General features: G+C 68.4%; 24 protein-coding genes and 1 pseudogene. 12 read left to right on the forward strand and 13 right to left on the reverse strand.

Annotated features, from left to right (window positions below):
• On the forward strand, positions 1-852 hold an 852-nt coding region (locus NA4_RS16985; RefSeq protein WP_245671429.1), incomplete at its 5' end, for an alpha/beta hydrolase.
• Positions 853-861: 9 nt separating this feature from the next.
• Positions 862-1,314: a 6,7-dimethyl-8-ribityllumazine synthase gene (locus NA4_RS16990; protein ID WP_067470615.1), complete on the forward strand. Its 453-nt coding sequence runs from the start codon at positions 862-864 to the stop codon at positions 1,312-1,314.
• Positions 1,315-1,317: 3 nt separating this feature from the next.
• Here the strand turns inward: NA4_RS16990 and NA4_RS16995 are convergent, their stop codons facing one another.
• The 3 genes from NA4_RS16995 to NA4_RS17005 form a co-directional block, all read right to left on the reverse strand.
• Positions 1,318-2,763 carry a neutral zinc metallopeptidase gene (locus NA4_RS16995; RefSeq protein WP_067470616.1) on the reverse strand — a complete coding sequence of 482 codons (1,446 nt, stop codon included), beginning with the start codon at positions 2,761-2,763 and terminating at the stop codon, positions 1,318-1,320.
• A gap of 359 nt (positions 2,764-3,122) precedes the next feature.
• Positions 3,123-4,544 carry an MDR family MFS transporter gene (locus NA4_RS17000; protein ID WP_067470617.1) on the reverse strand — a complete coding sequence of 474 codons (1,422 nt, stop codon included), beginning with the start codon at positions 4,542-4,544 and terminating at the stop codon, positions 3,123-3,125.
• Between the two features lie 8 nt (positions 4,545-4,552).
• Positions 4,553-5,491, reverse strand: coding sequence for an NAD(P)/FAD-dependent oxidoreductase (locus tag NA4_RS17005; protein ID WP_067470635.1), 939 nt, complete (start codon positions 5,489-5,491; stop codon positions 4,553-4,555).
• Between the two features lie 72 nt (positions 5,492-5,563).
• Here NA4_RS17005 and NA4_RS17010 point away from each other — a divergent pair, with 72 nt between their 5' ends.
• On the forward strand, positions 5,564-5,965 hold the full coding sequence (locus NA4_RS17010) for a helix-turn-helix domain-containing protein (protein ID WP_157129083.1): 402 nt from the start codon (positions 5,564-5,566) through the stop codon (positions 5,963-5,965).
• A 45-nt stretch (positions 5,966-6,010) separates the two neighbouring features.
• Here NA4_RS17010 and NA4_RS17015 read toward each other — a convergent pair whose 3' ends face one another.
• The 4 genes from NA4_RS17015 to NA4_RS17030 all read right to left on the reverse strand — a co-directional run bounded on the left by NA4_RS17015 (position 6,011) and on the right by NA4_RS17030 (position 8,686).
• The gene (locus tag NA4_RS17015; protein ID WP_067470619.1) at positions 6,011-6,703 is read right to left on the reverse strand and encodes a class I SAM-dependent methyltransferase; all 693 of its coding nucleotides are present in this window, start codon (positions 6,701-6,703) and stop codon (positions 6,011-6,013) included.
• A gap of 89 nt (positions 6,704-6,792) precedes the next feature.
• Positions 6,793-7,233 carry a hypothetical protein gene (locus NA4_RS17020; RefSeq protein ID WP_067470620.1) on the reverse strand — a complete coding sequence of 147 codons (441 nt, stop codon included), beginning with the start codon at positions 7,231-7,233 and terminating at the stop codon, positions 6,793-6,795.
• A gap of 205 nt (positions 7,234-7,438) precedes the next feature.
• Positions 7,439-8,380, reverse strand: a complete 942-nt coding sequence (locus tag NA4_RS17025) for an endonuclease/exonuclease/phosphatase family protein (RefSeq protein WP_067470621.1) — start codon at positions 8,378-8,380, stop codon at positions 7,439-7,441.
• Positions 8,381-8,434: 54 nt separating this feature from the next.
• Entirely contained in the window at positions 8,435-8,686 is a 252-nt protein-coding gene (locus NA4_RS17030) for an antibiotic biosynthesis monooxygenase family protein (RefSeq protein WP_245671430.1), read from the reverse strand.
• 41 nt (positions 8,687-8,727) lie between these two features.
• Here NA4_RS17030 and NA4_RS17035 point away from each other — a divergent pair, with 41 nt between their 5' ends.
• Together NA4_RS17035 and NA4_RS17040 are read left to right on the forward strand one after the other, a co-directional pair.
• Positions 8,728-8,982 (forward strand): alpha/beta fold hydrolase, encoded by a 255-nt coding sequence (locus NA4_RS17035; RefSeq protein ID WP_067470623.1) that lies wholly within the window; start codon positions 8,728-8,730, stop codon positions 8,980-8,982.
• A 173-nt stretch (positions 8,983-9,155) separates the two neighbouring features.
• Positions 9,156-9,776: a hypothetical protein gene (locus NA4_RS17040; RefSeq protein ID WP_067470624.1), complete on the forward strand. Its 621-nt coding sequence runs from the start codon at positions 9,156-9,158 to the stop codon at positions 9,774-9,776.
• Between the two features lie 160 nt (positions 9,777-9,936).
• Here NA4_RS17040 and NA4_RS17045 read toward each other — a convergent pair whose 3' ends face one another.
• Positions 9,937-10,575, reverse strand: coding sequence for a cysteine hydrolase family protein (locus NA4_RS17045; RefSeq protein WP_067470625.1), 639 nt, complete (start codon positions 10,573-10,575; stop codon positions 9,937-9,939).
• A 2-nt stretch (positions 10,576-10,577) separates the two neighbouring features.
• Positions 10,578-10,904 (reverse strand): YciI family protein, encoded by a 327-nt coding sequence (locus NA4_RS17050; protein WP_043689051.1) that lies wholly within the window; start codon positions 10,902-10,904, stop codon positions 10,578-10,580.
• Positions 10,905-11,008: 104 nt separating this feature from the next.
• Here NA4_RS17050 and NA4_RS17055 point away from each other — a divergent pair, with 104 nt between their 5' ends.
• The 3 genes from NA4_RS17055 (at position 11,009) to NA4_RS17065 (ending at position 13,299) form a co-directional block, all read left to right on the forward strand.
• Positions 11,009-11,395: a winged helix-turn-helix transcriptional regulator gene (locus tag NA4_RS17055; protein WP_067470626.1), complete on the forward strand. Its 387-nt coding sequence runs from the start codon at positions 11,009-11,011 to the stop codon at positions 11,393-11,395.
• Positions 11,392-11,946 (forward strand): GNAT family N-acetyltransferase, encoded by a 555-nt coding sequence (locus NA4_RS17060; protein WP_067470627.1) that lies wholly within the window; start codon positions 11,392-11,394, stop codon positions 11,944-11,946. Before NA4_RS17055 ends, NA4_RS17060 begins: the two co-directional genes overlap by 4 nt.
• A gap of 516 nt (positions 11,947-12,462) precedes the next feature.
• Positions 12,463-13,299: an alpha/beta hydrolase gene (locus NA4_RS17065; protein WP_245671431.1), complete on the forward strand. Its 837-nt coding sequence runs from the start codon at positions 12,463-12,465 to the stop codon at positions 13,297-13,299.
• A 5-nt stretch (positions 13,300-13,304) separates the two neighbouring features.
• Here NA4_RS17065 and NA4_RS17070 read toward each other — a convergent pair whose 3' ends face one another.
• From NA4_RS17070 to NA4_RS17080, 3 genes are all read right to left on the reverse strand, one after another.
• Positions 13,305-16,316, reverse strand: coding sequence for a bifunctional [glutamine synthetase] adenylyltransferase/[glutamine synthetase]-adenylyl-L-tyrosine phosphorylase (locus NA4_RS17070; RefSeq protein ID WP_067470628.1), 3,012 nt, complete (start codon positions 16,314-16,316; stop codon positions 13,305-13,307).
• A gap of 56 nt (positions 16,317-16,372) precedes the next feature.
• Complete coding sequence (locus NA4_RS17075) at positions 16,373-17,713, reverse strand: glutamine synthetase family protein (protein WP_067470629.1); 1,341 nt, start codon at positions 17,711-17,713, stop codon at positions 16,373-16,375.
• A 165-nt stretch (positions 17,714-17,878) separates the two neighbouring features.
• Positions 17,879-19,426, reverse strand: a complete 1,548-nt coding sequence (locus NA4_RS17080; protein ID WP_067470630.1) for an alpha/beta hydrolase — start codon at positions 19,424-19,426, stop codon at positions 17,879-17,881.
• Positions 19,427-19,603: 177 nt separating this feature from the next.
• On the opposite strand from NA4_RS17080, the gene panB reads away from it, so the two are divergent.
• The 4 genes from panB (at position 19,604) to NA4_RS17100 (ending at position 22,927) form a co-directional block, all read left to right on the forward strand.
• A complete protein-coding gene (gene panB, locus NA4_RS17085) occupies positions 19,604-20,461 on the forward strand; it encodes a 3-methyl-2-oxobutanoate hydroxymethyltransferase (RefSeq protein WP_067470631.1) in 858 nt (285 codons plus the stop codon).
• A gap of 180 nt (positions 20,462-20,641) precedes the next feature.
• Positions 20,642-21,079, forward strand: coding sequence for a hypothetical protein (locus tag NA4_RS17090; RefSeq protein WP_067470632.1), 438 nt, complete (start codon positions 20,642-20,644; stop codon positions 21,077-21,079).
• Positions 21,080-21,092: 13 nt separating this feature from the next.
• Positions 21,093-22,055: a prolyl aminopeptidase gene (gene pip, locus NA4_RS17095; RefSeq protein WP_067470633.1), complete on the forward strand. Its 963-nt coding sequence runs from the start codon at positions 21,093-21,095 to the stop codon at positions 22,053-22,055.
• Between the two features lie 5 nt (positions 22,056-22,060).
• Positions 22,061-22,927, forward strand: a complete 867-nt coding sequence (locus NA4_RS17100) for a CHAD domain-containing protein (protein WP_067470637.1) — start codon at positions 22,061-22,063, stop codon at positions 22,925-22,927.
• 48 nt (positions 22,928-22,975) lie between these two features.
• On the opposite strand, the pseudogene NA4_RS17105 reads toward NA4_RS17100, so the two are convergent.
• Positions 22,976-23,825 (reverse strand): annotated as a pseudogene (locus NA4_RS17105) (RNB domain-containing ribonuclease); the annotation flags it as partial.

The raw sequence follows: 23,825 nt of genomic DNA on the forward strand, positions 1-23,825 counted from the left end.
CCCGCCGCACCCGCGGTCCGCACCGAGTCGGGCCAGTTCGACGGCATCGGCAGCGGGGTCGCCTGGCGCGCATGGCTGCCCGACGGCCCGGCACGCGCCGTGATCGTCCTGGTGCACGGCGTGGCCGAGCACTCCGGCCGCTACGCTCACGTCGGTCAGCGCTTGGTCGGCGCCGGTTTCGCGGTCTACGCGCCGGACCACATCGGCCACGGCAAGTCGGCCGGCGGCAAGGCCAATATCGGCTCGATGGAGGGCGCCGCCGACAACGTCGCCGCCATGCTGTCCATCGCGAGCCGGGAACAGCCCGGCGTGCCGCGCTTCCTGGTCGCCCACTCGATGGGCAGCCTGATCGCGCTGTACCTGGCCACCAGGGCGCCGATCGACGTGGCGGGCATCGTGCTGTCCGCGCCGCCGCTGGACATTCCGGTGGGCAACCCGCTGCAGCGCATGCTCGCGCCGGTGCTGAGCAGGTTCACCCCGAATCTCGGTGTGCTGAAACTGGATTCCTCGCAGATCAGTCGCGATCCGGCAGTGGTCGCGGCCTACGACAACGATCCGCTCGTCTACCGCGGGATGCTGCCCGCCCGCACCGGCGCCGAGATGCTGAACGCGACCCATGCGGTCAAGGCACGGCTGGCGCAGCTCACCGTGCCGCTGCTGGTACTGCACGGCACCGCCGACGCGATCGCCGCGCCGTCCAGTTCGGATCTCATCGAGCGGGGCGCGGGCTCGAAGGACCTCACGGTGATCCGCTACGAAGGGCTCTACCACGAGGTGTTCAACGAGCCCGAGCAGGAGAAGGTGCTCGACGACGTGGTCGGCTGGCTGGAAGCGCACGTTACCGACCAGTAGTATCCCGGCATGGGAACAACCGGATCGATCGCCTTCATCCGTGCCAGCTGGCACAGCTCGATCGTCGGCAAAGCGTACGAGGGCTTCCTCGCCGAATACACCGACCTCGGCTTCGACCCCGCCACCGTGGACGTCTACGAGGTGCCCGGCGCCTTCGAGATCCCGCTGCACGCCAAGCGTCTCGCGCACTCCGGCCGGTACGCGGCGATCGTGGCGTCCGCGCTGGTCGTGGACGGAGGGATCTACCGGCACGACTTCGTCGCCTCGGCGGTGATCGACGGGCTGATGCGGGTCCAACTGGACACCGACGTGCCGGTGTTCTCGGTGGTGCTCACCCCGCACCACTTCCATGAGCACAGCGAGCACGTCACGTACTTCACCGAGCACTTCGTCACCAAAGGCGCCGAAGCGGCCCGCGCCTTGGCGGGCACGCTCAGCTCGCTGCGGTCCATTCCGGTGTAGCGACTAGCGGAACTTGGCCAGGCAGGCGCCCTCCCCGTCCAGCACACCGGTGCGGAAGGCCTCCAGCCGCTGGTAGCCGCTCGGCACCACCTTGCCGTTCACGTCGGCGGCCGCCAGTCCGTCGGCGAGCAGCCCGGAGACCGCCTCGTCCAGATCGCCCGCGGACAGGTGCGGGTCGCTACCCGGCTCGCTCAGTTTGGTGGTCACCACGCCGCTGAGGCAGGCCGTACGCAGCCCCGCGGTTTCGGCGCCGGTCAGCGACAGCTTGCGATCCTGTTGCACGGCGAGCGCATACCGCGACACAAAGACCACGAACGCGTTGTAGTCGCCGTCCACCATCGCCGACAGCGGGTCGCCGTCCGCCATCGGCGCGCCACGCTCGGCGAGCGCGGGCACGTCGGTACCGATGCGGTTCTCGCTCGGGCAATACGAAACCGGCCGTGTGACAGTGACATTCGAGCAGGTACGGCCCGCCCCCGAGTAGTCGAACCGCGGCGGCCGCGCGATCGGGAAGATCTCGGCCAGCGCCGCGCTCATACTGGTCAGCGACGTGACGTCCACCGGAAGCTGGGCCTGCTCCTCACCGGGTTCGAAGGTGACGGGCAGATTGCCGCGCCGCTGGGCGATTTCCTTCCTGGTGATCTTCTTGCACCCCGGCGCCCCGTCGGAGTAGCCGATCTGCACCGCGGTCACGCGTTCGAAGGCGGAGCCGTGCACATTCTCCGGATCGTTGGGATCCCGGTCGCGGACGGCCACCGTGGCGCCGAGCACGGCATTGAGACCGTCGGTGGTATTGAGGGTGAAATGCGCCGAATTGCCCTCGGCCACATGACGCAGGAAGACACCGGCCAGGCAGTCGGCTTGCTGTTCCCGCACGAGCGGCGGGGTCAGGAAGCCGGCGAGCTCGGCCTGTCCTTGAATAGCGTGGCCGTACTCGTGTGCGAGAACCATGACCACCGCCATCTCGCCGTAGTTCTGCACCAGCTTCGGCAGCAGCACACCGCGATCCCAGCCGATGGTGTGGTCGCCACCGCAATAGGCGGCGTTCACCAGCTGGTAGGTGCTGCTCTCACAAAATACGACCGATTCGGCCTTGGCCGCCTTGGCATCCCAGGAGATGTACCTGGTCACCGGTTTGAAGGTGCCGGGAAAATGCTCGGCGTACTGCGCGGTCCAGAAGTCCTGCACGTCGGCGACGGCGTTGAGGGCGAGTCTGTCGATCGCGCCGCCGTCCCCGTTCGCCGCGGTGAGACTGGCGTCCGGCACGCCCTTGCGCGGACCGTTCGGGCCGGTCGCGGTCATCGATCCGGCCAGCTCCCAGTCACCGCCGGATGCCGAGACCTGCTGCGCCGCACGCTCGTTCGCGTCCTGTGCACACCCCGCCAGCACCGTCGTCACCACCGCGAGCAAGGCCACTACACCGACCCGCCATTGCCTGTTCTTCGCCATCGAACCCGCCTCCCCGAGTACCGCGCGCGAGCGCTCACATCGTAATCGCCGGGAACACCCTCCGCGCATCAGTCGCGCAGTGTCGTCTCGGCGTCGTGACGAGGCGCACCCGCCGTTGGTGTCACACCCTGATTCGAGAAGTCGCTCCGGACACCGGCGCCGGACGGAGGCGAGTAGCCGAGCCAACGGCTCGAGGTGCGCTATCCCGCCACGCTCCCCAGGGTCGGTCCGTGCGGCGAATCGGATGACGAGATCGCCGGGCGTGCTGGGGTACACGCTCGGCGCGCACCGCTTCCCGTGCAGGCTCACGCCGAGCGTGTGGATCGGTCAGGTTCGCCGCTGCTCGGCGGACCGGTCGATCAGGTCGACTCGTTCGGCCGGTCGCCGGGCGAATCGGTTGGGGGCAGCAGCAGAATGAGCGCCACGAGCGCGGCGGCCAGCGGTACACCCCAGATCAACGCAGCGGGGATGGCGGAGGCAATGGCGTCAATGGTCGGTGCCTGTCCGGTGAGTTCTCGGCCGATGAGGTTGCCAAGCAGCGCGACCCCGGCGGCCATACCGAGGCCGCGCAGCGACAACGCGGCCGACGTCGTGACCGCCAGATCCGCAGGCGCGACCGCGTTCTGCGTGACGACCACCAAGTTCTGCACCATCAGGCCGAAGGCGACGCCCGGGACCACGAGGAGCAGCGCCACGACGCCGTAACTCACGTCCGGTCCCAGTCGGCTGAGCAGCCAGATCCCGGCGGTGGCGAGCAGCGAGCCGGTGAGCAGGTATGGCTTGAACCGGAGTGTCGCACCGGCTTTGCTGCCTGCGATGGCGGCTACCGCCACGAAGGAGAGGAAGTACGGGAGTCCGCCGAGTCCGGCCGCTGTGGCGCTGATGTCGAAAGCCGCTTGCAGGTAGGTCGGCAGGTACATGACCGAACCGGCGAGCAGAGCGCCGAGGACCAGCGCCGCGGGCAGTGCGATGCGCAACGTACGGTCGGCGAACAGCCGTGGCGGAAGGATCGGGTGCTCGGCCCTTGGCTCCCACCACAGGAACGCGGCGAGTCCCACGACAGTCAGTGCACCGAGGCCGAGGATGATCGGTGAGTGCCAGCTCTGGGTGCGCCCGCCCCACTCGGTGATCAACAGCAAGCACGTTACGGTGGCTGCCAGCAGTGCCGCGCCCGGATAGTCGAGCCGGGTGCCGCCACCGACGCGGGGCAGCCGCAGGGCGACAGCGACCAACGCGATGGACAGTAGACCCAACGGCACGTTGATGAAGAAGATCCAGCGCCACCCGGCCAAGTCGGTGATGGTGCCGCCGATGAGCGGGCCGCCCACGCTGGCGATCGCGAAGATCGCGCCCATGAGTCCCTGCATCCGCCCGCGACGCTCCACCGGGTAGAGCTCGGAGATCGCGATGGTGGGTACGACGAACAGCGCGCCGCCGCCGATGCCTTGCAACGCGCGGGCCGCCACCAATTGCGGCAGGGACTGGGCGAGTCCCGCCAGGACGGAGGCGAGCACGAAAATGCCGACGGCGCCGAGGAATACGGTGCGCCTCCCGATCCTGTCGCTGAGCCTGCCGTACAGCGCGCCGGTGATCGTCGTGGCCAGCAGATAAGCCGTGACGATCCATCCGATCGAATCCGCACCGCCCACATCCTCGACGATCTGCGGCAGAGCGATGGCGACAACCGTCTGGTCCAGCACCGAGAGCAGCGCACCGAGCATCAGTCCGACTGTGGCCGGCGGCACGATGCTGCCGCGTGGCTGTGCGATTACCTGAGTCATCTGCGCGGTCAGCCCTTCGTGAACGGGTTCGGCAGGGCGAAGTCGTCGCTCAGCAAGTCCTGGTCGACCGCGCCCGCGGCGACGGTGCCGGATGCCGCGGCGGCGATGACGGCCGCGAACGGCATCGGGAGACTGCTGCGATGGGCCATATCGCCCGCGGCGTAGACGCCGGCGACGCTCGTGCGTCCGTAGTCGTCGGCCTCGACGCAGCCGTCGGGGAGGAACGCGCAGCCCAGCTGCTCGGCGATGTCGCTGTGCTGCCGGGTCAGATTCTCGACGAACACCGCGTCCCGGGACAGCGGCTGACCGGTTGCGAAGACGATCCGGTCGAGTCCGCTACCCTCGCCTTCGATCCGCGTTATCGGCTCGCAGCGCACCGCAATCTCGTGGTGCTCCAGGGTGTTTCGAAGATCCCCAGCCAACGCTTTGCCGTCGGTGCACAGAATGACATCTTTGGCGAAACGGCTCAGCTGTAGTGCGAGCCGCACCCGCGGGCCGGTGGATCCGATCACGGCGACCGGCTTGCCGGTGCATTCGTAACCGTGGCAGTAGGGGCAGTGGAAGGCCGACCGGCCCCACAGGGGGGCGAGCCCGGGGGTGTCGGGCACTTCGTCGGCGAGACCGGTGGCGAGCAGCAGCCGTCGCGCGGTCACCCGATCGCCGTCGGACAGAAGCAATTCGAATCCGCCGCCGGTCATGGCGCCGACCGAGGTTGTCGCGCCGTCTCGCACTTGTACCGATGGATAGTCCCGCAGCTCCTCCCGCCCGATTCGCCGAATCTCTTGTGGCGGCGTTCCGTCCCGGGTGACGAAGTTGTGGACCGCGGCAGCGGGATGGTTTCGCCCCTGGCCTGCGTCGACCAGAAGCACTGTGCGGTGCACCCGCCCCAGCGTCAATGCCGCGGCCATTCCGGCCGGCCCACCACCGACGATGATCACGTCGAACATGTATTCCTCCTTGACATCACCGCCATTCTGCAAGTTAATGTCAACATGAAGTCAAGGGATGGGGCCGGGAGCATGACGATCGGGGAGCTGGCGGCGCGGTTCGATCTCGCACCACATGTGCTGCGGCACTGGGAGTCGATGGGCCTGCTGACGCCGACGGTTCGGGTGAACGGGCGACGCCGCTACGACACCGACCACATCGCGCGCGTGGCGATGATCGTCCGCGGCAAATCTGCCGGGATGAGCTTGGAGCAGCTGGCGCAGCTGTTGCGTTCGACGAGCCGGGAGCAACGGCAGGACGTGCTGCGCCGCCATCACGCCGAATTGGACCAGCGGCTGCGCCAGCTCGAAGTCTCCAAATCGATGATCGAGCATGCCATGACCTGCACGGCGGAGGACTTCACCCGATGTGCGGCTTTTCGTCGCCTGGTGGCAGGCATCTCCGGGTTCCCGGACCAAGAGCGTCCGAGTTGACCGCCCGGTCGATCACCGGGTTCGGCCTCGCTCTGCGTGCCGGGATCAGCCCAGATGAGCCGACAACAGCCAGGCCGGAACCGACTTGCGGCCGCTGGGCTCGTCGCGCATGCCCTCGAATCGGAAGCCCACGTCCGCAGGCAACACCGCGGGCAGGTCGCCATGGATTCGCGCCGACCTGATCTCATCGATCACCCAGTACTTCGACACCACCTCACGAAGCTCGTCGGCGGTGACCGGTGATGGCCCCGGTTCCGGCACTTCGGGCAGGCCCGCTCGGTCGAACACCAGCGCGAAGTACGACGCGCCCGGCGCGGCGGCGCGCACGATCGACTGCTGATAGCCCTCCCGCGACTCGACCGGGATCGAATGGAACAACGTGCTGTCGACGATGGTGCCGAAGCGGCCGTCGTAGCCGGTGAACGAGGTGATGTCGGCGACCTCGAAGGAGGCGTTGGCCAGGCCGCGCCGGGCGGCCTCGGCGCGGGCCAGCTCGACCGCGGTCGGCGACAGATCAAGGCCGACGGTGGTGTAGCCCCGCTCGGCCAGATACAGCGAGATCGCCGCCTCCCCGCATCCGGCATCGAGGACATCGCCGTGGAATTTGCCCTGCTCGATCAGGGCGGCGAGTTCCGGCTGGGGTTCCCCGATACTCCACGGCGGTTTGACGCCGGGCCCGAACGGGCCGCCTGTGCCTCGGTAGACCTCTTCGAATTCGAAATCATGAGGTGTAGTCATAGCCAACGAATATCAGGGAAGCCGATACACGTTCGGGATGTGACCCGCGACGCGCTCGGGGGCGGTGCGTATGCGCTCGGCCCGGCCGTTCAGTTCGCTTCCAGGGAGCGTTTCATCCTCGCGTCGACGTAGGCGATGAGGCATTGCAACGGCCAGCGACCGTCGTCCATCAGCTCGAACATGTCGACACGGTCGCGCAGATCCCACAGGTGGCTGTCGATCTCTTGGAGGTCGTGCACGGTCAAGTCGCCGCGTTGGGTTTCGGCCAATGCCGACAGCAGTTCTCGATCGATCTCCGCCAACGTGCCGCGCAACCATTGCGTTCGGCCGAGAACGGCATCATGGCTCTTCAACTCGACGTAGTCGAACAGGTTTCGGAGCGGACTCTGCTCGATCGTGTCCGGAGGCGGAAACGGAATCCGATCCCGAACGGCCTCGAGCTGACGCCGAACCTCGCGGGCGCTTGCGACGGAGAACTCCTCGCTCAGATAGGCCGACAGCCCGAGCAGCAATCGCTCGATGTTGTCCATGCTCGCCCCCTGCCCATGGAAGACGTTGTCGCCGACCACCCTACCGGCTTCGCGGTGCTGTCGCCCGGAGCTCTCCTGGTCACCGCGATCAAAGCATCCATGACTCCGCCGAGACGGCCATGGACGGTGCGCCGTCGGATCACCACGAAGGTTTCCGCGTCCTCGCGCAGATCAGGGGTCTGCGCGAGGACGGGCGGGCCGCCGATCAGTGGAGCTGGATTCGGGCGATGAGGGCGCGGTGGTCGGAGCCCGGCACGGTGAAGCTGTGCAGGTCTTCGGCGGTGGCGTCGGCCAGCAGGATGTGATCGATGCCGATCACCGGGCCCCAGCGGCGGTCTTCCGGGAAGGTGGGCAGCAGGCCCGCGCCGGTTTGGTCGGCGGCCGAGGCGAAGCGGCCGCGCAGTAGATCGCGATAGGCGGTGTGGTCGCGGGTCGCGTTGAAGTCGGCTCCCACGATGGCCGGGCCGCGGTGCGCGTCGAGAATTTCCCGGGTCTTGCGCATCTCCGCGGTCCAGGCGGGGAAATTGAACGGAGGGGGGACCGGATGAAAGGCGAAGACGGTGATCGGACCGCGTTCCGGGTGATCCATCGTCGCGGAGAGGTTGTTCAGAATGTAGCCGTCGTACTTCCTGTTGTCCCGCAACGGATACCGGCTGTAGATACCGGTGCCGCCCCCACCGCCAGTGGGTTCGATGTAGCGGTAGGGCAGTTCGTCGAGCAGACCCGCGCCAGCCAGGCTCTCGACCGCCGCGTCGGTCAGCTCATCCACTGTCAGCACGTCGACCCGGTTGTCCCGCACCGCGCGCACCACGGTGGCCGGATCGGCCTTGCCGAACAGCAGGTTCGATTGCATGACGGTCATCCGCGGCCCGTTCGCGGCCCGCCCTTCCGGCACGAACGCGGGTACCAATGTCCACAGCGCCGCTATGGCCAGTGCCCCGGCCACGGCTGCACTGCGCCACCCGCGCGCGATCAGCATGAGCACCAGACCGACGACCGCCCCGATCATCAGGTACGACGCCCCCGACGCGAGCAACACCAGCCCCCGTCGCTCCCAAGCTCCGAAATGCAGCACGATCCCGGCAGCGCCCGCCGCCACAGCGCACCACCCCATCCCGAGCACTGCCCGGTCTATCCATTTACGCATGCGGCCGAGCCTAGGCAATGCCGATGAAGCTCCGGTGTGGGGCATGTGTGGAATTCATGATTCGCCTACGAGCTCGTAGATCGCGGTGTTGGGTGTCGCATGTGTGCGAGCCGTGTTCGTCGCCGCGGTCATGGTCGAGTTCTGCGCGGCGGCCTGCCACGCCGACACGCTGTCCCAGTGAGCGACGTTGACCAGCCGGAAGCGCGCCTCGGGGGTAATCGCGCGGTGCAGGCGTACATCGCCGAAACCGGAAGCCGACCGCATGAGTCGCGCACGGTCGCTCCACCCCACGGCGAAACTGTCCATCGCGCGCATTCGATATCGGCGGCCGGCTCGGTGAAATCGCCGTGCCGACCTTGGTGGCCGGCGGCGACCGCGACGCTTTCTATCCCGTCGAGACCTTCCGCCGAACCGCTGCGGGCATCCCGGACGCGCAATTGGTCATCTATCCCGGTATCGGCCACATGGGAGTAGTCGTGCAGGCACGATTCGCTCAGGATGTCGTCGCGTTCCTCGGTGCCGACGATCCCCGAACAGTGACGGGGCCACGAGCAGCGAGCAAAGTCCCTGAGATGCGGATGCGCGCGGCACAAGAAAAGTGAGCGGCTTGTCGTGGTAGCAGGGTCGACCTTCAGGGGTGTCCGCCGCTTCGGTGCGTTTATGACATAGCGCACAGCGGTGGCGCACCGAGTGAACTGGTGGTCGTGGCAGTTCGTAGTACCGGGTGACGAGATGCGCTGTGCACCTGGTCGAACAGCGACGAAGGGACCGAAACATGAGTTCAGCCGTACGATTCCAGCGTGCCGCCGTGCCGGTCGCGGCGACCGCGGTCGTTCTCGCAGGCCTGCTGAGCGCCTGTGGTGGCGACACGGGCGGACGGCCCGAGCCGGTGGTCGCGTCGGCGTCGCAGGCAGCATTGTCGACCACGGCGACCGCCGCACAGGCGCCCGCCGGGCAGGCCCCCGCGGTGGCGAAGACGCAGGGCTGGCTGAAGATCTACCGCGGAGCAGCCCCGGCCGGGACCGCGAATGCGGTGCAGCTCAATGTGACCAGCGATCCGAGTGCCGGACCGTATGTGTCGGACGGGTCGGGCCGGTCGCTGTACCGGTTCGACAAGGACACCGCGAAGCCGTCTGCGTCCAACTGCGCTGGGCAGTGTGCCGTGACCTGGCCGCCGCTGATCGTTGCCCGTGATCAATCGGTCTACGCGTCGGGCGTCGACCCGCAGCTCGTAGGGTTCATCGAGCGTGGCGATGGTACCTGCCAGATCACCATCGGTGGTTGGCCGGTGTACTACTTCTCGAAGGACAAGAAGCCGGGGGATCTGCTCGGCCAGGGCGTCGGTGGGACATGGTTCGCGGTAGCGCCGAATGGCGGCAAAGCCACGCGCGGGTGACGGCGTCATAGACAGTCTCGCCGACAGGCCCGTGGCCGACGCGATGAGCGCATTGCCGAAGCCGGGCGAATCCAGTGGATCCACCACGGGCCTGCCGGGTGGGCCGAGAGACGTGGCGGGAACTATCGCCGTAGTTCGGCCCCAGGCGGTCTCACCGCAGTCACCGGCTCATCAGCCCCGTGAGCGTCGCGGTGTCCGCAGTCAGTGAGCCGCCGGCGAATTCCAAAGTGGCATGGGATCGTTCGGCGGCCGCCGGATGGCCGGCGCCGCAGCCGTCGGTGACGATGATCGGCAGGTAGCCGAGATCCAGGCTGTGACGGACGGTTGGCTCGATGCCCACCTCCATGGCGATGCCCGCCACAGCGAACGTGTCGATTCCGCAGTCGCGCAACGCGATATCGAGCGGAGTCGCGGCGAAGGCGGACATGGTGATCTTGTCGAAGACCACCTCGTCGGGGTTTGGGGACAACTCGGGGACCAGCTGGAACTGCGGTGAGCCCTGCGGGAAGGTGGAGAGGAGCTCGGAAGGGTCGTCGACGCGCTGCCACTGCATGGCGGTGCGCAGCTGGGCGACGCCGGACGCGGCGACCGGCAGCGACATGTGCCGGGTGTAGAACACCCGGAAACCGCCCGCACGTGCGGCATCACGCAGCTGCACGCATGCCCGTACGATCTTGTCCCCTTCCGGGATCTGGCGCACGATGCCGACCTGCATGTCGTAGATGAGCAGGGCCATTCGCGCGGGATCGCAGGCGTCCTGCACGGTTTGCGGAATGCTGAGGCCGAAGGCGTGTCGCATGGTCACGCGGTCCGGTCGTAGGGCTCGGCGACGTCGACCGCCGGGTCCATCAGCGCCTCCAGCGGCAACGGCGCCTGCACCGGAACGTAGGTCCACTCCAGGTACCCGGCTTTGGTGAGCGGGAAGTCCGCGACGTACTTCTGTGCCTCTTCGACGCTGTCGACTTCGAACACGATCACCACCCCGGGCTCGTCGGCGCGGGCGTAGTTCTCCCGCACGATGCCCGCCTTCCACAGCCGCCACACATTGGCGACCTCCTCGGGCAGGTACGGGTTGATCGTCTCCAGCGTGACGCCCGGCTTGAATCGGTCGAAAACGATGACCTTCATAGGTTTTTCGCTCCATGGTCGCGTTGATCTGAACGGCATTCATGGAATCGCGATGATTACAGTCTTACAAGAACGCACTTTTCAGTGAGTACCCCGGAGGTCTTGTGCCCGGCAAGCGCTACAACTGCGCCGTGGAGGTGACCGTCGACCTGATCGGCGGCAAGTGGAAACCGGTGATCCTCGCCCACCTGAAGGAGGGCGTGCACCGCTACGGCGAGCTGCGCAGGCGAATGCCTTCCACCAGCGAGAAGATGCTGGTCCAGCAATTACGCGAGCTGGAATCCGACGGCCTGGTCCACCGCACCGTCTTCGACACCGTGCCGCCTCGAGTCGAATACACCCTCACCGACGAGGGCCGCACCCTCGTCCCCGTGCTCACCGCGCTCTACGACTGGGGCGAAGCCCGCGCCGCCCGCACCGGCCTCGCCCTTCCCGCATTCTCCGAAGCGATGCCCGGCCCGGCCCATGCCCAGGGCGATGGCGCTTCGTGACACCGCCGCTGCTCCGCCCCGCTACCCGCGATGACGAGCCATTCCTCTGGGCAATGCTGTACGAGGCGTCGCACGCTGCCGAACAGGGCCTGACCTCGCCTGACGCCCTCCGCGCCATTCCGGACCTGTCCCGCTACGTCGACGGCTGGGGCGACCGGGACGACCTCGGCGTGGTCGGCGGCACCGCGACCGAGCCGGAGGGCGCCGCCTGGATCCGCCTGTTCACCAGCGAGAACCCCGGCTACGGCTACGTCGAGGACACCATCCCGGAACTCGCCATCGCCGTCGCACCGGCCGCTCGCGGTACCGGGCTGGGCACCGCCCTGCTGACCCGCCTCATCGCCGAAGCCCGATCCCGATACCCCGCCATCAGCCTCAGCGTCCGAGCCGAAAATCCTGCCCGCCGCCTCTACACCCGCATCGGCTTCATCGACGTCGCCGACTCCGAAATCATCAACCGCGCCGGAACCACGAGCGTGACAATGCTTCTGTGGTTCCGACGACAGGGCGAATATCAAATGTCTCATACCTCTTCGCGCACCCGGGTCTGACGGCTCACAGCCCACAGCGTTGAAGACGGGCCACCAGCACCACAAAGCAGCAGGTGGGAGTCGAGATCACGAGTAAAGCGGGTACCGGTGCAGGAGGAAGATCGCACGGTTTGCTCGTTCCCAATGTGAGGAATCTGCTTGTTTCCTGGTCTACTAGTAGGAGTGCGACGCGTCTTCGAGGGTCCTGCTGTTCGCGCTGGTCACGCCAGCAGCGAAGAAACTGTTGATCGAAACCGCCCCACCGCAGAAGGGCGGCGAGACAGGTCGACCCCGTCTGCTGTGGTGCGCCCAGATGGTCGGCGCTTGCGGACGCGGTGGATTGCCAGGGTGCTTGCGCCGGTAGCGGTGATGCTAGGGGCTCTGACGACAGCGTCCGGGGTGGTTGTCGCGGACCCGCCGTCGTCGCGCCCGAATACGGGGTCCTCCGACGGCTACAAAGCCCCCTCGGAAAGCTCTGCCCTCCCGCCCCTACCGGTTGTCGACCGTGTCGAGCCGATCACCGACCGGTGGCTGCGAGTGTTCGTGAACTCGCCCGCGATGAACCGGGTCGTGCAGGTGCAGCTGCTGGTGCCGGCCGACCGTAGCCGGCCACGACCAACTCTGTACATGCTCGACGGTCGCGGCGCCCCCGAGAACAGCAGCAGCTGGATAGAGTACGGCCGGGCGCGAGAGTTCTTCGCTGACAAAAACGTCAACGTCGTGCTGACCACGGGCGGTCCGGCCAATCTCTACACCGACTGGCAGCGCCGCGATCCAGTCCTCGGCACCAACAAATGGGAGACGTTCCTCACCCGCGAACTGCCGCCACTGATCGACACGCACTTCGAAGGCAGCGGCCGCAATGGAATCCAGGGTGTCTCCATGGGCGCCGAAGCCGCGATGATGCTCACGTTCCGGACACCGGGCATGTATTCCGTCGTCGCGGCCCACAGCGGCTGCTACACCCTCACCGGCGCTGCTCAAGCTCAAGCCCGCGGGATCGTCGAGACCTACGGCGGCAATCCGGACAATATGTTCGGCCCACCGAATGATCCCGACTGGCTGGCCCACGACGTCATGGCACACGCGGAAGCCTTGCGCGGCACCGCGATCTACCTGTCCAGCGGCAGTGGCATCCCCGGCGAACACGACCTGCCCGGCAAGGTCGAACTCCCCGACGCCATCACCGTCGGAGGCCCTCTCGAAGCCGGAGCCTTCGGATGCGCCCTCGCACTTGCGAACCGGCTGACCCAACTGCAGATTCCCGCGACGGTGAATCTGCGACTCACGGGCACACACTCCTGGCCGTACTGGGCCGACGAACTGGTCCGGTCCTGGCCCACCATCGCCGGAGCACTGCACATCGGCAACTGATGAAGTCAGGCGCCGAAGACGCGTTCGACCACGGCCTTGGCGCGGCGGGTGACGCGCATGTAGTGGTTCAGGAATTCGCTGCCGTCGCCGGAGGACCAGCCCGCCACGCGCGCGACGGCGGAGAGCAGGCGGCCAGGGCCGGGTAGCTGGTCGGTGGGCTTGCCGCGCACTAGCACCAGGGCGTTGCGCGCTTTTGTCGCGGTCAGCCACGCGTCGCGCAGCAGCGCCACGTCGTTCGCGTCCAGCAGTTCGGTCTGCTCGATCACGTCCAGCGACTGCAACGTGGAGGTGTTGTGCAGGCCCGGCACCTCGTGGGCGTGCCGCAGCTGCATCAGCTGCACTGTCCACTCGATGTCGGCCAGACCGCCGCGGCCCAGCTTGGTGTGGGTGGCCGGGTCCGCGCCGCGCGGCAGGCGCTCCGCGTCCACCCTGGCTTTGATCCGCCGGATCTCGCGCACCGCGTCGGCCGACACGCCGCCGTCCGGATACCGCACTTTGTCGATGACGTGCAGGAAGCGCACCCCGAGTTCCTGATCGCCCGCCACTTGGTGGGCGCGCAGGAGCGCCTGGATCTCCCAAGGCTGGGCCCACTGCTCGTAGTAGGCGGCGTACGCGGCCAGCGTGCGCACCAGCGCGCCGTTGCGGCCCTCCGGGCGCAACCCGGCGTCGACCAGCAGCGGCGGATCGGTACTCGGCGCCCCGAGCAGTTGCTGCACCCGGTCGGCCACCCCGATCGCCCATTTGACGGCCTTGGTCTCGTCTTCGCCCTGGCGCGGGTCGCAGACGAACAGCACGTCGGCGTCGGAGCCGTAGCCGAGCTCCATGCCGCCGAGCCTGCCCATACCGATCACCGCGATATCGGCCGGCGCCGGTGAGCCGCGCTCGGCTGCACTGGCCCGGATCACCGCACCCAGCGAAGCCTCCAGCACGGCCACCCATACCGACGACAGCGCACGGCACACCTGCGGCACGTCCAGCATGCCGAGCAGGTCGGCCGACGCCACCCGCGCCAGTTCGTGCCTGCGCAGCGAACGAGCCGCGGCCACAGCGCGTTTCGGATCTTCGTAGCGCGCCGACGCGGTGAGAATGCCGCGCGCGACCTCCTCCGGCTGCGGACCGAGCAGCAGCGGACCGCTCGGACCGTCGGCGTACATGCGGATAGTTTCCGGCGCATTGATCAGTAAGTCCGGCAGGTATTCCGAGGAGCCGAGCACGATCATGAGCCGCTGCGCGATGGCCCCCTCGTCGCGCAGTTCGCGCAGGAACCAGGTCTGGTCGGCGAGCCCCTCCGACACCCGTCGATAGGCCAGCAGGCCCGCGTCGGGATTCGGTGTGTCGCTGAGCCATTCGAGCAGCGTCGGCAGCAGCAGTGCCTGGATGCGTCCCTTGCGGGAGACCCCGCCGGTCAGCGCCTTCAGGTGTCCGAGCGCGTGTTCCGGCGCCGCGTAGCCGAGCGCGGCGAGCTGCCGGATGGCGGCTTCCGGGCTCAGGCGCAGTGCCTCCGGCTCCAGCCGCACCACCGATTCCAGCAGCGGACGGTAGAACAGCTTGGCGTGCAACCGCCGCACCCGCACCGCGTTGCGGCGGATGTCGTTGGTCAGCACGCCCACCGCGTCCTGCCTGCCGTCGGGGCGAATGTGTGCGGCGCGGGCCAGCCAGCGCATCCCCTCCTCGTCGTCGGCGGCGGGCAACGTGTGCGTGCGACGCAGCCGCTGTAGTTGCAAGCGGTGCTCGAGCAAACGTAAGAACTCATACGACGCGGTGAGGTTCGCCGCGTCGTCGCGGCCGACGTACCCGCCTGCCGCGAGCGCGGTCAACGCCTCGACGGTGCCCTGCACGTGCAAGGTCTCGTCCACCCGCCCGTGCACCAATTGCAGGAGCTGCACGGCGAATTCGACGTCACGCAGGCTGCCGTGGCCGAGTTTGAGTTCGCGTTCGCGCAGATCGGCGGGCACCAGGTCTTCCACCCTGCGCCGCATCGCCTGGACGTCGGCGACGAAATCGGGACGCTCCGAGGCCGTCCAGACCATCGGCATCAGCGCGTCGCGGTACTGCCTGCCGAGCGCGAGATCACCGGTCGCCGGGCGGTTCTTCAGCAGCGCCTGGAACTCCCAGGTGCGCGCCCAGCGCTTGTAGTAGGCGATGTGCGAGTCCAGCGTCCGCACCAGGGCACCGGCCTTGCCCTCCGGCCGCAACGCCGCATCGACCTCGAAGAACGCCTGGCCCGCCACGCTCATCAACTCGGCTGCCAGCCGCGTGGCCGTGGCGTCGGCGGGCTCGGCGACGAACACCACGTCGACGTCGCTGACGTAGTTCAGTTCGCACGCGCCGCACTTGCCCATCGCGATGACGGCCAGCCGCACCGGCACCGGCTCGTCCTTGCAGACTCGTGCCACCGCGACCGCAAGCGCCGCGGTCAGGGCGGCGTCGGCCAGGTCGGTGAGGTGCCTGCCGACCACCTGGTATGGCAGCACCGGCTCGTTCTCCACGGTGGCCGCCAAGTCCAGCGCAGCCAGCAACATCAGGTGGTCGCGGTAGCGCCGGCGCAACAACGCCACCACCTCTGGACCGGAGATCCCGGCGCGCAGCAGCATCGGCGCCGCGTTGGGCCCCTGCTCCTGCTCCGCCTCGATGACGGCCAGCAGGTCGGCGATCACCTCGTCGCGACCGGGTAAATTCTTGCGGCGCAAGGTCTCCCAGACAGACGGCCGGGCGACCAGGTGATCGCCCAATGTGCTGGACGAGCCGAGCAACGCGAAAAGCCTGCCGCGCAACGACGTATCCGTGCGAATCGCCGAATCGACGGCAGCCCACTCGTCGCCGATGCTCTCGCGCAGTCGCATGAGCGTGTGCAACGCGAGATCGGCGTCCGGCGCGCGGGACAGCGCCCACAGCACGGGAATACTCTCGACGTTGTCCCAGCCCAGTTCGCGCAGCGACGCGGCAGCGGACGGATCGAGCAATCCGAGCCGACCGACGCCGGGGACAGCAGAACGGGCAGACGGTGGCCGGACCATGGCTTTCAAATTACCCGGCCGAGACCGCGGGCATGCCGCCGAAGGTCACTCCCGGGTCACAACCCCAGGTATTCCTTGAGCTCGAATGGCGTGACCTGGCTGCGGTAGTCCGCCCACTCCCTGCGCTTGTTGCGCAGGAAGAAGTCGAACACGTGCTCGCCGAGCGTCTCGGCGACCAGCTCGGAGCGCTCCATCGCCTGCAACGCCTCGTCCAGCGTGCCGGGCAGTTCGCGGAAGCCCATCGCGCGCCGCTCGGCGGTGGTCAGCGACCACACGTCGTCCTCCGCCTCCGGCGGCAGGTTGTAGCCCTTCTCGATGCCCCGCAGACCGGCCGCGAGCAGCACGGCGAAGGTCAGGTAGGGGTTGCACGCGGAGTCCGGGCTGCGGATCTCGACGCGACGCGAGGAGGCCTTGTTCGGCGTGTACATCGGCACCCGCACCAGCGCGGAGCGGTTGGACCGGCCCCAGGAGGCCGCGGTGGGCGCCTCGCCGCCGTGGATGAGGCGCTTGTAGGAGTTCACCCACTGGTTGGTGATCGCGCTGATCTCCGGGGCGTGCTCGAGGATGCCCGCGATGAACGCCCGAGCCGTCTCCGACAGGTTGATCGGGTCGTCGGGGTCGTGGAAGGCGTTCGTCTCGCCCTCGAACAGGCTCATGTGCGTGTGCATCGCCGAGCCGGGGTACTGGGGGAACGGCTTGGGCATGAACGTCGCGCGCACGCCCTCGTCGATGGCCACTTCCTTGATCAGGTAGCGGAAGGTCATCACGTTGTCGGCCATGGACAGCGCGTCGGCGTAGCGCAGGTCGATCTCCTGCTGGCCGGGAGCGCCCTCATGGTGACTGAATTCCACGGAGATGCCCATGGACTCCAGCGCGTCGATGGCGTGGCGGCGGAAGTTCGGCGCCGAATCGTGCACCGCCTGGTCGAAGAAGCCGCCGGTGTCGGCCGGAATCGGCAGGGTGCCGTCGTGCGGGCCGTTCTCCAGCAGGAAGAACTCGATCTCGGGGTGCACGTAGCAGCTGAAACCCACGTCGCCGGCCTTGTTGAGCTGGCGGCGCAGCACGTGGCGCGGGTCGGCCCAGGACGGCGAGCCGTCGGGCATGGTGATGTCGCAGAACATGCGCGCGGAGTGCTGGTGGCCCTTGCTGGTGGCCCACGGCAGCACCTGGAAGGTCGACGGATCGGGCCGGGCGACCATGTCGGCCTCGGAGACCCGGGCGAAGCCCTCGATGGCCGAGCCGTCGAAGCCGATACCCTCTTCGAACGCGCCTTCTAGCTCGGCGGGAGCAATCGCCACGGACTTGAGGTAGCCCAAGACGTCGGTGAACCAGAGACGCACGAAGCGGATGTCCCGCTCTTCGAGCGTCCGCAGCACGAATTCCTTCTGGCGATCCATGCCCGCGAGCGTAAGCATCCGGCGTTAAATCTGTGTTACATACACGCTTAAGATTGCTGAGCAGGATTTTTTCGGAAGACTCCGCACAGCCGAATCGTCCGCTTTGTGAGGTTTTCCCGGGCGTGGGCGACTTCGCGTCACCGTTCAGCAACCGATCCGATGAGCTCAGCAGGTGAGTCCCGGCGCGGGTTCGGACAGGTCGACCAGATAGGCGATGACCGCGTCGTCCACGCAGGGCGCACCGCCCGCCAGCGCCACCGTGTGCCGGTTGCCGCGGTAGGTGATCAGCGCGGCACCCAGCTGGCCGGCCAGGTCGACACCGGCCTGGTACGGCGTCGCCGGATCCTCGGTGGTGGACACCACCACGGTCCTCGGCAGGCCGTTCACCGAAATCCGATGCGGCTCAATGGTATTCGGCACCGGCCAGGCCGTACACAGCTCCAGCGGCGCCGCACCCGTGCCGCGGCCGTCGTCCAGGAACGGCGCCGCCTTGCGGTATTCGGCGTCCTGCCGTCCCACCACGGCGCGGTCGGCGATGCGTGGATCGTCCACGCAGCGGATGGCGTTGAACGCGTCGGTGGTGTTGGTGTAGCTGCCGTCCTCGCGGCGGCCGTCGTACAGGTCGGCCAGCACCAGCAGTGTGTCGCCGCGCCCGTCGCGCAGTTCGGACAATCCAAGGGTCAGCGCTTTCCACAGCTCGTCGGTGTAGAGCGCTTGACGCACACCCGTGAGCGCGTCGCCGTAGCTCAGCCCGCGCGGGTCGGTGGTCGGCGCCGGCTTGTCCCACAGCGGGTCGACCAGCTCGCGGAACCGCCGAACCGCCTGCGCCGGATCGGTGCCGAGCGGGCAGTCCGATTGCTCGGCGCAGTCGGCGGCGTAGGCGTCGAACACCTTCTGGAAGCCCGCAGCCTGCCGCAACGACTCCTGCACCGGGTCCTGCGAGGAATCGATGGCGCCGTCGAGCACGAGGGCGCGCACGCGGTCCGGGAACTTCTCCGCGTAGGCCGAGCCGATCTTGGTGCCGTAGGAGTAACCGACGTAGCTCAGCTTCGGGTCACCGAGCGCGGCCCGCATGACATCGAGGTCCTGCACCACCTCGCGGGTGCCGACATGGGCGAGGAAGCCCTTGCCGGTCCGCTCGGCGCAGCGGTCGGCGTAGCGGCGGTTGTCCGCCTCGGCCTCGGCGATGCCCTCCGGTGAGTAGTCCTCCTGCGGCTCGGCGCGCTCGGCGTCCTGCTCCTGCGCGGTCTGGCAGACGATCGAGGGCGTGGAGGAGCCGACGCCGCGCGGGTCGAAACCGACCCGGTCGAAGCGCTCGGCCAACGGTGTCTTGTTGCCCAGTGACGACATGCCGAGCCCGGACTCCCCCGGCCCGCCCGGATTCATCAGCAGCGAACCGATGCGGTGACCGGTCGCGCGGACCCGGGACACCGCGATCTGTGCGGCAGGCCCGTCCGGCGCCGCGTAGTCCACCGGAACGGTGATCCGCGCGCACTCGGTGTTCGGCGGAAGACGGTCGTCCGGTCCGCCGAATCCGGTGCATTCGCCCCACTGCACGGTCTGGCCGTAGAACTCCTCCAGGCCGGCGGGCGGCGCCGGCATCGGCTGCCCTGTTTCGGTGCGGGTGATCGCGCACCCCGCTGCGCCGAGCACAGCAACCGAGGCCAGCACCGCCACCACGAGCGCACCGCGCCCACTCCGCACCGTCGACATACCTTGATATTGCCAGCAAACACCGAAGGCCCCTCGGGCAAACCCGCCCGCCGGTGTGACCAATTGCACCGGTCATCGGCCTTAATCCGCCGGGGTGGCGGGTGGCACACTGGGTTTCGTCAAGCAATCCCGGGGACCCGGACGGGCCCCGAGGCGACACAGACGAAAGGGACGATGATGTCCGTATCCGATTCGGAAACCCCTGTCTACGGTGCGGTGCCCGCTGAATCCAAGAAGGTCGTGCGCAAGACCCGGGTGCACCATCTGCGGCAGATGAAAGCCGACGGTGAGCGCTGGGCGATGCTGACCGCCTACGACTACTCCACGGCACGGCTGTTCGAAGCGGCAGGCATCCCGGTACTGCTGGTCGGCGACTCGGCGGCCAACGTCGTGTACGGCTACGACACCACCGTGCCGATCACCGTGGACGAGCTCATCCCGCTGGTCCGTGGCGTGGTGCGCGGCGCGCCGCACGCGCTGGTGGTGGCCGACCTGCCGTTCGGCACCTACGAATCCTCGCCGCAGCAGGCGCTGGCTACCGCGACCCGGTTCATGAAGGAGGGCGGGGCGCATGCGGTGAAGCTGGAGGGCGGCGAGCGCGTGGCCGAGCAGATCGCGGTGATCACCGCGGCGGGCATCCCGGTGATGGCGCACATCGGCTTCACCCCGCAGAGCGTGAACACCCTGGGCGGTTTCCGCGTGCAGGGTCGCGGGGACGGCGCCGAGCAGCTGATCGCCGACGCGATCGCGGTGCAGGAGGCGGGCGCGTTCTCCGTCGTCATGGAGATGGTGCCCGCGGAGCTGGCCGGACAGGTCACCCGGAAGCTGACCATCCCCACCATCGGCATCGGCGCGGGCGCCGAGACCGACGCACAGGTGCTGGTCTGGCAGGACATGGCCGGCTACACCAGCGGCAAGACCGCGAAGTTCGTCAAGCGCTTCGGCCACGTCGGGGACGAATTGCGCTCCGCGGCCGCCGCTTACGCCGCCGAAGTGCGCCAGGGCACCTTCCCCGGGCCCGAACACGGCTTCTGAGCCGGCGTTCCCGCCGAAGACGATGACCGGCCGGGCAGTGCAGCACATGCGTCGCGCTGCCCGGCCCAGCGCTGTAACAGCTCGGCGGAACTATTCCCAGCGGAACAAACCGGTTCGGGCCGGTCGGCGAAATCAATGGCAGACTCGATGCCGACAATACCGACACGACCAGAGGTACCGATGCCGTACAGCCGTTGGATTTCACGCAGCTCCCTGCTGATCGCGGGCGTTTTCGCCGCCGCGGCGTTGACCGCGTGCGGCAGCGAGTCGGCCCCCACCGGCAGCGCGACGTCGACCACGACCTCCGCCGCGCCGGGCACGACCACCGCCCGCACCACGCCGGCCAGCCCGGAGATCTCCGACGCTGCCGGGAACCAGCTGTGCGAGATGATCCGGCCGGAACTGTCCAACTGGCGTATCCAGGGCGGAACGCTGGGCAAGATCGGGCTCAACGCGCTCGTGCACGAGTGGGCGCTGCGCAACGGCGGCATCAACGCCGCGGTGCTGGCCGACAAGGCGATCATCGACCGCACCACCACCAAGAGCTGCGCCGACGTGCGCCAGCAGGCCATCGAGGCACTGGGAATTCCGGACCTGGCCTCCGGACTCGCCTTCTGACCGGGCGGGCCGCATGCGTACCCCCTACCCCAAGATCGAACCGTACGACTCCGGCATGCTGGCGGTCGGCGCGGGCCAGTCGGTGTATTGGGAGGTCAGCGGCAATCCGGACGGCAAGCCCGCGGTGTTCCTGCACGGTGGCCCCGGTGGCGGCACCGCGCCGTACCACCGGCAGTTCTTCGACCCGGCCGTCTACCGGATCGTGCTGTTCGACCAGCGCGGCTGTGGCCGCTCCACGCCACACCTCGCCGATGGCGCGACCCTGGAGCACAACACCACCCGGCACCTGATCGCCGACATGGAAGCGCTGCGCACGCATCTCGGCATCGAGCGCTGGCTGCTGTTCGGCGGCTCATGGGGTTCCACGCTCGCGCTGGCCTACGCGCAGCGGTATCCCGAACGTGTGACCGAACTGGTGCTGCGCGGCGTCTTCCTGCTGCGCCGCAAGGAAATCGACTGGTACTACAACGGCGCCGCAGGCTACGTCTACCCGGACGAGTGGGCGAAGTTCCTCGCGCCGGTGCCGGAAGACGAGCGCGACCAGAATCTCGTCGAGGTCTATCACCGGCTGCTGCACTCGCCCGACGAGCAGGTCGCCCGCGCGGCCGCGATCGCGTGGTCCACCTGGGAGGGTGCGACGAGTTCGCTTCTGCCGCAACCGGATCGGATCGCCGAAACGGCCGAGCCCCGGTTCGCGCTGGCCTTCGCCAAGATCGAGAACCACTACTTCCGCCACGGCGGGTTCCTCGAGGAGGGCCAGCTGCTGCGCGACATCGGCGCCATCACGCACATCCCCGTCGTGATCGTGCAGGGTCGCCACGACATCGTCTGCCCGGCGGTCAGCGCGTGGGAACTGCACCGGGCGTGGCCCGGTTCGGTCCTGCACATCGTCGCCGACGCCGGGCACGCGGCGAACGAGCCCGGCATCACCCATCACCTGGTCGAAGCGACCGACCGATTCGCGAAGGAGGGGTGAGCACGATGACCACGGCCGAGGGCGCTCTCGTCGCCGCACTGCGGGACGATATCGACCGGCTGTTCGCCGCCGAGCCCGAAGTCCGTTCCGACGCACCGGATTCCGTGCACCAGATGCGGGTGGCCACGCGCAGGCTGCGGAGCGTGTTGCAGTCCTATCGCAGGCTCTTCGGCAAGGAGCCGGCCGCAGCGATGGTCACGGAGCTCAAGTGGCTGGCCGGGCTACTCGGGGAGGCCCGCGACGCGGAGGTGCGCGCCGACCGGTTCGCCACCCTCCTGGCCGACCACGCCGGGCAGACCCCGCCCGCCGAACTCGGCCCCGTCACCGCGCGTCTGGTGATCGCCGAACGAGATCGCTATCGCCGGGCCCACGACCAGGTCCTGACCGCGTTGGACAGCAAACGCTACCGCACGCTGCGCGACGAACTGTCCGCATGGCGCACCGGCCCGCCACTGCGCCGCTCCCGCGTGACTGCGAAGGCCGCCGACGTCTTCGGCGAGGTACTGCGCCGCGATCTCGCCCGTGTCGAATCACTCGTCCGCGCCGAGCCCACCGTGTCCGCGACCGAGCGCATCGAGCTGCTGCACGATATTCGTAAGAGCGCCAAGCGCTTACGGTACTCGTGCGAGGCGGCGGCGCAGGTAGTCGGCGACGCCACCGATCTGGGCAGCCGCGCGAAGAAGCTGCAGACGGTACTCGGCGACCACCGGGACGCGGTGGAATCCCACCGTACGATCCTCGATCGAGCGGCCGAGGCCGCCGCGGCGGGCGAGCCCGCGGACCTCTACGAGATCCTCGCCGACGCCGAGGACGCCGCGGCCGGCCGCGAACTGAGCCGCTATCCCGCCACCGCCGCGGCGCTGTTCGGGTAGATCACCGATAGGACCGGCGGGCTGAGCACCAGCCGCGCTGCCCGACATTCACGCCGGATACGCGAAGCTCACTTTCCGCTCCCTCGGGTCCGCCGACAACAGGCGTACCCGCACCGCCGCCCCTTCGGGCGGCCCGCCCGAACACGGTCCGAGGACCGGCGGATCGGCGATGAAGATCACCGCAGGACGATTGCCGTTGCCCTCGCGCACCACCACGGCATCGAACTCGGCGCCGATCCGCTGCGCCAGCAAGGTCGACTCGGTCAGATCGATGCAGGCGCGCTCGATCTTGCTCGCGACACCATCGCTGCGCCGCATGGTGTCGGCCGTGCGCACCAGCCCGTCCCGTACCCAGCGCGGCACCTCGGTGCCCGCGCACCGGGCCAGGCAGATCTCGGTCGCGAATCGATCCGACAGCCGTCGCAGGGGGGCGGTGACGTGCGCGTACGGCGCGCCGATACCACTGTGCCGCACGGCTTCCGGTGCGGCCGGCGCTCCGGCGGCGCCGGCGACCACGGTGTAGGACGCACCCCGCAGCAGCGTTGTCGCCTCGGACATCAGCACCAGCGCCGCGGGCGTGTTGGGGTCCAGCCGCGCCAGCATCTGCCCGACCGCTTCCTCGGCGGGCCAGGCCACGCCCAGCGCGTGCGCGGTGCGGCGCATGGAGTCGATCGCGGATTCGGCCGGTGGCGGCATGGTGCGCAGCAGCGCGACTCGCTCCTCGGCGGGAACGTTCCCGTTCAGCATGATCTGCGCCGCACACATGCCGGTCAGCAGCGAGACCTGTTCGTTCCAGTCGTCGGCGGCGGTGCGCGGTTCGACCACCAGCCGCCAGTGTCCGTCGGCGCGCTCGTCCTGGACGACGGATTGCGCGGGCAGGCGCAACCCGATCGCGCCG

The sequence above is a fragment of the Nocardia amamiensis NBRC 102102 genome (assembly GCF_001612745.1).
GTDB classification, from domain to species: Bacteria; Actinomycetota; Actinomycetes; order Mycobacteriales; family Mycobacteriaceae; genus Nocardia; species Nocardia amamiensis.